The following is a 7,850-nucleotide window of genomic DNA, read 5'->3' on the forward strand; positions in this document are numbered from 1 at the left end:
GCTGAATTCACCGGGCCAGTTCTCGACCGAGGAATGCCACCTGGTCGGGAAGCACGCTGCGCCAGTACCGGTTGGTGTGGCCACCCGCTGCGGTGCCGAATGCTGCGGGCGGATGGAGCCCCGCGGCCCACTGGCGCGTGTAGGTGTAGAACTGGTCGCTCGAACCGATGTTGATCAGCAGTGGGATCTTGTCGAAAGCCCGCTGCTGTCCGAACAGCGAATTCTGCTGGTAATCCTCGAAGCTGTCGAATGCGCGGGCCGGGTAGTTGCTCGGGTCGGCCCACAGCGCCGGTGAACTGACCGCGATTGCGGCAACCCGCGGGGAACCGAGCATGGCGCCGAGACGCAGCGCCCCGTAGCCGCCCATCGACCAGCCGAAGAGGCCGATGCGTTCGGTCGACACATCGAGGTCGGAGTTGCCGGCCAGCATGGGGATGAACTCGTCCAGAACCATTGCGCCGCCGTCTGTTCCGTCTGCTCGTGCGTGCCAGTAGTTGCGGGCGCCGTCGGCGGCGGCGATCGCGAACGGCGGGTTGCCGGCGTCGACGTACTCCTGGAGCACGTTCTGGATACTCAGCTTGCTGGTGAAGATCGACTGCTCGTTGGTGTTCAGTGCGTGGAGCACGACGACCACCGGAAGCGTCCCGCTCACGCCGGTTGGTCGGGCGAGTGCCCAGCGCGTCGGGCGGCCGCCCATCTTGGCGGAGACGAAGCTACCGGTGACGACCTCGGGACCCTCGGCGATGGGTGCGGGCGAGGTCTCGCTCGGCAGTTCGTCGTCGGCCGAGCGCGGCGCCGCGCGTCGCTGATCGACGGTCACCGCGTCCGACCGCGAACATGCCGACACGGCGCCGACCGCCGCGAGTCCCAGCACCGACGCGAGCACGGCACGACGGGAGACCCGGTCTGGCGTCGTGCGGGGCGAGGACGGGAACTCGGAAGCGAGGGGTGGGCGGTCGGTGCTCATCGAGTTCACAGGATAGTTGGCGCGATCTAGATGGCGGCGATCGCCGCCTTCAGTTTCGTGGACGCCTCTGCTGCGACGTCGGGCAGCCCAGGAGCGTCGGCGACCTGAACCATGATGTCGGGGTTCATGGCCTCGACGATCACCTCACCGTCGACGTCGGGGTTCGCGCGCACCACCACGTTGCACGGCAGCAGCAGGCCGATCTGGCGTTCGACGCCGAGTGCGCGGTGGGCCAGCCCGGGATTACAGGCGCCGAGAATGAGATACGGCTCGATGTCGGCGTCGATCTTCTTCTTGAGCGTCGCCGTGACGTCGATCTCGGTGAGCACGCCGAAGCCCTCATCGGCCAATGCGGCGCGGGTGCGTTCCACCGCGTCGTCGAAGTCGGTGGTCACAGTGGTGGAGTAGCCGAGTTGCATGCGCAGTCCTTTCTCGGGTGGCGGTCTGACTCTGTGTCAGGCCAGAGCGAGGAACAGCTTCTCGAGCTGTTCCTCGGTCATCGGTTCGGTTGTCGCTTCGTCGCCGGTGAGGCATTCGCGCAGACCGGTGGCGACGATCTTGAATCCTGCGCGATCGAGTGCCCGCGACACGGCGGCGAGCTGCGTCACCACGTCCTTGCAGTCGCGCCCCTGCTCGATCATGGAGATCACTCCTGCGAGTTGTCCGTGCGCGCGGCGCAGTCTGTTGAGTACCACCGTGATGGCTTCGTCGTCTCCGACCATGAAGTCACTCTCCTCGCTCCGTGTCCGAATCGTCGTGATGATGACGGGACCTCCGCCGTTCGTCTTCTCTCATCATACCCCAGGGGGTATATGGCGATCGTGAGGCCGAGATTCGCGAAAGCCAACCACGTATCGCCGGTCGCTTGGCAGCATGGGGACCATGACGGCGGCGACGACTCCCAAGGGAGAACGCCGACGGTCGCGCCTGATCGCGGCCGCCGGAGAGTTGTTGCTGGAAGGCGGCTTCGACGCCGTGCGTCACCGGGCGGTCGCCGATCGCGCTCAGCTGCCGCTGGCGTCGACGACCTACTATTTCGGATCGCTCGAAGACCTCATGGCCGAGGCGGCGGCGTTCGTCTCGCGGGCCGACGAACAGGCCGTCATCGACCGCGGTGACGCCGTCGCCCGGCGTCGGCGCGGCGGCCACGCGACGGCGGAGACCCTCGCCGACGTCTTCGTCGGGTCGGCCACGCCGAACGACGAACTGGCCGCCCGGTACGAGATGATCGCCCTCACGCCGAGATATCCGCGGCTCTACGACGTCGTCGCCGCGCGACACGCGACTCTCGCAGGGGTGCACCTGCAGGTCCTCGAGAAATCCGGGCGTGCGGCGCGCGCGGGCCACGTCGAGAACCTGATCGCGATCGAAGACGGAGCGGTTCTGGGTGCGCTCGGACGCGGATCGTCGCCGGTCGACGCCACGTGCGATGCGCTCGTAGAGGTTGTCGACGTCTTGGCCCCGCGGCTGGATGAGCTCAAATGATGCGATGGGATGGCTGGTGGGACACCGTGGGGAGGAACTGACGTGCGGAGATCGGTGAAGGACCGGAGTATCGACGCGCGATGCGGCCCGATGGAGCGGCTCGCGGTGACCGTCGTGGTCGCTGTGGGTGTGTTCGTCGGTGCGTTGTCGGCGCAGGGCTCGGCGTCGGCCGAACCGGTACAGGCCCCCGACCCTGGGGTGCCGTTCTCCTCGGTCGTGTACGGGACAGGGTGCACCTATTGGCTGACGGGACTCGTGAACTCCCGCGGAACAGTGACGTTCTGGGAGGGACGCAAGGGCTACACGCCGCAGCTCATCGGGAGTGCAGAGCCCTCGGGCGGGCAGGCCACGGTGCGTTGGATTCCGCGGCGGACCGGCGACAGGTATCTCTACACGAAACAGAACGGTGCCCGTTCGACGCTGACGCTGGCGCGGGTGCACCAGGGCTACGGATCCGGCGGGATGTGCATCGCGCTCTGAGCCGATCGTGAGACCCCGGCGCCCGTAGGAGGCGGCACTCGCACGCACGATTAGACTGTTGACGTGTCGAAACCTGCCATCACCAATGTTCTGGCCAGCCGATATGCATCTGCCGACCTCGCCGAGATCTGGTCGGCGACCAACAAGATCGCACTCGAACGCCGCCTGTGGCTGGCAGTGCTGAAGGCGCAGCAGGACCTGGGAATCGATGTTCCAGATGGCGCGGTCGCCGACTACGAGGCCGTGATCGACCAGATCGACCTCGGGTCCATCGCCGAGCGCGAGCGCGTGACCCGCCACGACGTGAAGGCACGCATCGAGGAGTTCAACGCGCTCGCCGGCCACGAGCAGATCCACAAGGGCATGACGAGCCGCGACCTCACGGAGAACGTCGAGCAGTTGCAGATCCTGCAGTCGCTGCGCCACGTGTACGCGCACGGGATCGCGGTGCTGGCCCGTCTCGTCGAGCACGCAGCGCAGTACAGCTCGACCGTCATGGCCGGACGCAGTCACAACGTCGCTGCGCAGGCCACCACGCTCGGCAAGCGGTTCGCGTCGGCCGCCGACGAGCTGATGATCGCCCTGCAGCGCGTCGACGAACTCGTCGACCGCTATCCACTGCGCGGCATCAAGGGGCCGATGGGGACGAGTCAGGACATGCTCGACCTGCTCGGCGGCGACGCGTCGAAGCTCGCCGAACTCGAGACCCGCGTTGCCGGGCACCTCGGATTCGCGCGGTCGTTGACGTCGGTGGGACAGATCTATCCGCGTTCACTCGATCACGACGTGGTGTCGACACTGGTCCAGGTGGGTGCCGGACCGTCGTCGCTCGCGCACACGATCCGGCTGATGGCGGGCCACGAACTGGTCACCGAAGGATTCCAGCCCGGACAGGTCGGGTCGTCGGCGATGCCGCACAAGATGAACACCCGCAGCTGCGAGCGGGTCAACGGTCTGCAGGTGGTGCTGCGCGGATACGGCTCGATGGCCGCAGAGCTCGCGGGTGCCCAGTGGAACGAGGGTGACGTGTTCTGCTCGGTCGTCCGACGTGTCGCGCTGCCCGACGCGTTCTTTGCGATCGACGGCATGCTGGAGACCTTCCTGACCGTGCTCGCCGAGTTCGGTGCGTACCCGGCCGTGATCGAGAACGAACTCGACCGGTACCTGCCGTTTTTGGCCACCACCAAGGTGTTGATGGCGTCGGTGCGCGCGGGGGTCGGTCGCGAGACCGCGCACGAGGCGATCAAGGAGAACGCTGTCGCCGTCGCGCTCGCGATGCGTGAGCAGGGACGCGAGCCCGACCTGCTCGATCGCCTCGCAGCCGACGACCGCATCCCCCTCGATCGCGCCCAACTCGACGCGCTCCTCGAGGACAAGGAGGTGTTCGTCGGTGCCGCGGGTCGCCAGGTCGCCGACGTCATCGCCGCTGCGGAGAAGCTGATCGCCGACAACCCCGAGGCCGCCAACTACGTACCCGCACCGATCCTGTAGTTCACGCCCTGCTGGTCGAAACCGCTCACTTCTTCTCGGAATGCCCGAGCTGCCAGTCGGGCAGTGCGGTGTCGCGCAGACGTCGCTTGAGTTCCGCTGCATCGGGGAACCCGCCGTCGGCCTTGCGTTCCCAGAGCTGCGTTCCGTCGACGTCGATCCGGAAGACCCCACCGGTTCCCGGTACCAGGGTGACCGAGCCGATGTCGGTGCCGAAGGTGCTGAGCACTTCCGAGGCCATCCAGCTCGCACGGAGCAGCCAGTTGCATTGCGTGCAGTACGTGATGGTGATCGCGGGAGAGGCCATCGCTCTACGCTCCCACATGCGTCGTCGCCACACCGGAGCATCTAAGGTCGAGGTATGCGTCCAGCTCTCGATTCGTACACCTTTGTGACCTCGGGCAAGGTGCGCGAGATCTATCAGATCGACTCCGAAACCCTGCTCATGGTCGCCAGCGACCGTATCTCGGCGTACGACTTCGTGTTGTCGCCGGAGATTCCCGACAAGGGGCGCATCCTGACCGCGATGAGCTTCTTCTGGTTCGACGCGCTCGGCGTGCCCAACCATCTCGCCGGTGGCCCCGACGACGAGCGCATCCCGGCCGAACTCGTCGGCCGGTCGATGGTGGTGCACAAGCTGCCGATGGTGCCGGTCGAATGTGTGGCACGCGGATATCTGACGGGGTCGGGACTCATCGACTACAACAAGACCGGCGCGGTATGCGGGGTGGTGTTGCCGTCGGGTCTGCACGAGGCCGACAAGCTGCCGGAGCCGATATTCACGCCTGCGACCAAGGCCGAGCAGGGTGATCACGACGAGAACATCACCGTCGAGCAGGCCGCAGAGCTCGTCGGTGCCGACCTCGCCGATTCGCTGCGCACCGCGACTCTCGACATCTACGGCAGGGGCGCCGACCTCGCCGCCGGCCGCGGAATCATTCTGGCCGACACCAAGTTCGAGTTCGGTCAGGCGCCCGACGGTTCGCTGGTTCTCGCCGACGAGGTGCTGACCCCCGACTCGTCCCGGTACTGGGATGCCGCCTCGTACTCGCCGGGACACGTGCAGCCGAGTTTCGACAAACAGATCGTCCGGAACTGGTTGACGTCGGCCGCCTCGGGGTGGGATCGATCGTCGGACGACCCGCCCCCGAGCCTGCCCGCCGACGTCGTCGAACGCACGCGCGCACGGTACATCGAAGCCTACGAACTGATTTCGAAGAAGTCGTTCGCAGACTGGCCCGACCACGCATAGGAGACTCGTGACCGACACCACCCCCGGCAACGCTGCCGCGCTCACCGCGCCCGCCGCCAAGAAGGTACGCACCGAACGTGTCCACCACGGCGACACCTTCGTCGACGAGTACGAGTGGTTGCGCGACAAGGACGACGCCGAGGTGATCGCCTTCCTCGAAGCCGAGAACGCCTACACCGAGGCGCACACCGCGCAACTCGCGGACCTGCGGGCCACGATCTTCGGGGAGATCAAGTCGCGCACCAAGGAAACAGACATGTCGGTGCCGAGTCGACGTGGCGGCTACTGGTACTACGGCCGGACGCAGGAAGGCAAGCAGTACGGCATCCAATGTCGTTGCCCCATCGGCGATGTCGACGACTGGACGCCGCCGGAGGTCTCCGACGACGCTCCGCTGCCGGGTGAGGAGATCCTGCTCGACGCCAACGTCGAGGCACAGGGACACGAGTTCTTCAGCCTCGGAGCGCTCGCTGTCAGCCACGACGGCAAGTGGCTCGCGTTCAGCACCGACGTCGTCGGAGACGAGCGGTACACGTTGCGCTTCAAGAACCTCGAGACCGGCGACCTGCTTCCCGATGTCATCACCGACACGGCGGGAGGGGCGTCGTGGTCACTCGACGCCAAGCACGTGTTCTACCAGACGGTCGACGCCGCGTGGCGCCCGGATACGGTGTGGCGCCACGACATCGGCGCCGGAACCGACGACGTCAAGGTCTTCCACGAGCCCGACGAGCGCTACTGGGTCGGCATGGGCTCCACGCGCAGCGACAAGTACCTGATGATCGTCACCGGCTCGAAGATCACCTCCGAGTGCTTCGTGCTCGCCGCCGACGACCCTACGGGCGAGTTCCGCAGTGTCGCGCCGCGCGTCGAGGGCGTCGAATACTCGGTGGAGCACGCCGAGATCTCCGGCCGCGATTACTTCCTGATCGTGCACAACGACATTCGCGACGGGGAGAAAGCGGAGGACTTCGCGATCGACATCGCCCCCGTCGACGATCCCTCTGTCCGAACCGAGTTCATCGGCCATCGACGCGGTGTACGCATCGAGGACATCGACGCCTTCCGCGACTACCTCGTGCTGTCCTACCGTGCCGATGCGCTTCCGCGGGTCTCGATCGCAGACCTGCGTCGGATCGACGGAGTGCCGGTGGCAGAAGACTTCATCGAAGTCGCTGTCGCACAGGAGCTGTTCTCACTCGGGCTCGCGGGCAACCGCGAGTGGACGACGCCGCGCCTGCGCTTCGGTTACGGCAGCTTCATCGAGCCCGCCGAGTTGTTCGAGCTCGACGTCGAGACCGGTGAACGCACCCTGCTCAAGCGTCAGCCCGTGCTCGGCGGATACGACCCCGACGAGTACGAGCAGTCCCGCGAGTGGGCCACGGCAACAGACGGAACGCGGATTCCGCTGTCGGTCGTGCGGCGCAAGGGCGTCGGAGTCGCCGACGACGGTCGGCCCACACCTGCGCCACTGTTGATCTACGGATACGGCTCGTACGAGGCGAGTTTCGATCCGGGTTTCTCGGTGTCGCGGTTGTCGATGCTCGACCGCGGCGTCGTGTTCGTGCTCGCGCACGTGCGCGGCGGCGGCGAGATGGGGCGCCACTGGTACGAGAACGGCAAGACGCTCACCAAGAAGAACACCTTCACCGACTTCGTCGACTCGGCGCGGTATCTGGTCGAGAAGGGCTGGACGACTCCGCAACAGATGGTGGCAGAGGGGGGCTCGGCCGGCGGTCTGTTGATGGGTGCGGTGGCGAATCTCGCGCCCGAGCTGTTCAACGGCATCCTGGCGTCGGTGCCGTTCGTCGACGCGCTGAACTCGATCCTCGATCCGTCGTTGCCGCTGACGGTGATCGAGTGGGACGAGTGGGGCGATCCGCTGCACGATCCCGAGGTCTACGAGTACATGAAGTCGTACTCACCCTACGAGAACGTGACCGCGCAGCCGTACCCGTCGATCCTGGCGGAGACGTCGCTCAACGACACCCGTGTGATGTACACCGAAGCGGCGAAATGGGTTGCCAAACTTCAGGCATTGAGCACCTCCGACGCCCCCATCCTGCTCAAGACGGAGATGTCGGCGGGCCACGGTGGCGTCAGCGGGCGCTACAAGCAGTGGGAGGAAGTCGCTTTCGAGCTGGCGTGGATCCTGCAGCAGACCGGTGCGCTGACCGA

9 protein-coding genes are annotated in these 7,850 nt (G+C 66.3%); 5 read left to right on the top strand and 4 right to left on the bottom strand.

The window, feature by feature from the left end; all coding sequences use genetic code 11:
• Positions 1 to 7 precede the first annotated feature (7 nt).
• Genes GOOTI_RS02065 through GOOTI_RS02075 form a run of 3 tightly spaced genes read right to left on the bottom strand, consistent with a single transcriptional unit; the run spans position 8 to position 1,689 of the window.
• Positions 8 to 967 (bottom strand): alpha/beta hydrolase, encoded by a 960-nt coding sequence (locus GOOTI_RS02065; RefSeq protein ID WP_039993160.1) that lies wholly within the window; start codon positions 965 to 967, stop codon positions 8 to 10.
• A gap of 26 nt (positions 968 to 993) precedes the next feature.
• Entirely contained in the window at positions 994 to 1,386 is a 393-nt protein-coding gene (locus GOOTI_RS02070) for a DUF302 domain-containing protein (protein WP_007236889.1), read from the bottom strand.
• A gap of 36 nt (positions 1,387 to 1,422) precedes the next feature.
• Positions 1,423 to 1,689, bottom strand: a complete 267-nt coding sequence (locus GOOTI_RS02075) for a metal-sensitive transcriptional regulator (RefSeq protein ID WP_005207431.1) — start codon at positions 1,687 to 1,689, stop codon at positions 1,423 to 1,425.
• A 151-nt stretch (positions 1,690 to 1,840) separates the two neighbouring features.
• Here GOOTI_RS02075 and GOOTI_RS02080 point away from each other — a divergent pair, with 151 nt between their 5' ends.
• The 3 genes from GOOTI_RS02080 (at position 1,841) to purB (ending at position 4,423) form a co-directional block, all read left to right on the top strand.
• Positions 1,841 to 2,452 carry a TetR/AcrR family transcriptional regulator gene (locus GOOTI_RS02080; protein ID WP_007236890.1) on the top strand — a complete coding sequence of 204 codons (612 nt, stop codon included), beginning with the start codon at positions 1,841 to 1,843 and terminating at the stop codon, positions 2,450 to 2,452.
• Positions 2,453 to 2,542: 90 nt separating this feature from the next.
• Complete coding sequence (locus GOOTI_RS02085) at positions 2,543 to 2,932, top strand: hypothetical protein (protein ID WP_007236891.1); 390 nt, start codon at positions 2,543 to 2,545, stop codon at positions 2,930 to 2,932.
• Positions 2,933 to 2,995: 63 nt separating this feature from the next.
• Positions 2,996 to 4,423 (top strand): adenylosuccinate lyase, encoded by a 1,428-nt coding sequence (gene purB, locus GOOTI_RS02090; RefSeq protein ID WP_007236892.1) that lies wholly within the window; start codon positions 2,996 to 2,998, stop codon positions 4,421 to 4,423.
• Positions 4,424 to 4,448: 25 nt separating this feature from the next.
• Here purB and GOOTI_RS02095 read toward each other — a convergent pair whose 3' ends face one another.
• Positions 4,449 to 4,727 carry an Rdx family protein gene (locus GOOTI_RS02095; RefSeq protein WP_007236893.1) on the bottom strand — a complete coding sequence of 93 codons (279 nt, stop codon included), beginning with the start codon at positions 4,725 to 4,727 and terminating at the stop codon, positions 4,449 to 4,451.
• Positions 4,728 to 4,781: 54 nt separating this feature from the next.
• Here GOOTI_RS02095 and GOOTI_RS02100 point away from each other — a divergent pair, with 54 nt between their 5' ends.
• The gene (locus tag GOOTI_RS02100) at positions 4,782 to 5,672 is read left to right on the top strand and encodes a phosphoribosylaminoimidazolesuccinocarboxamide synthase (RefSeq protein WP_007236894.1); all 891 of its coding nucleotides are present in this window, start codon (positions 4,782 to 4,784) and stop codon (positions 5,670 to 5,672) included.
• Positions 5,673 to 5,679: 7 nt separating this feature from the next.
• Positions 5,680 to 7,850: S9 family peptidase (locus tag GOOTI_RS02105; RefSeq protein WP_007236895.1), on the top strand; the 2,171-nt coding region annotated here is incomplete at its 3' end.

This window comes from Gordonia otitidis NBRC 100426 (assembly GCF_000248075.1).
GTDB lineage: Bacteria > Actinomycetota > Actinomycetes > Mycobacteriales > Mycobacteriaceae > Gordonia > Gordonia otitidis.

Coding starts and splice junctions, on each gene's coding strand:
- GOOTI_RS02065 (WP_039993160.1), bottom strand. CDS start 967: ATGAGCACCGACCGCCCACCCCTCGCTTCCGAGTTCCCGTCCTCGCCC.
- GOOTI_RS02070 (WP_007236889.1), bottom strand. CDS start 1,386: ATGCAACTCGGCTACTCCACCACTGTGACCACCGACTTCGACGACGCG.
- GOOTI_RS02075 (WP_005207431.1), bottom strand. CDS start 1,689: ATGGTCGGAGACGACGAAGCCATCACGGTGGTACTCAACAGACTGCGC.
- GOOTI_RS02080 (WP_007236890.1), top strand. CDS start 1,841: ATGGGGACCATGACGGCGGCGACGACTCCCAAGGGAGAACGCCGACGG.
- GOOTI_RS02085 (WP_007236891.1), top strand. CDS start 2,543: ATGGAGCGGCTCGCGGTGACCGTCGTGGTCGCTGTGGGTGTGTTCGTC.
- GOOTI_RS02095 (WP_007236893.1), bottom strand. CDS start 4,727: ATGGCCTCTCCCGCGATCACCATCACGTACTGCACGCAATGCAACTGG.
- GOOTI_RS02100 (WP_007236894.1), top strand. CDS start 4,782: ATGCGTCCAGCTCTCGATTCGTACACCTTTGTGACCTCGGGCAAGGTG.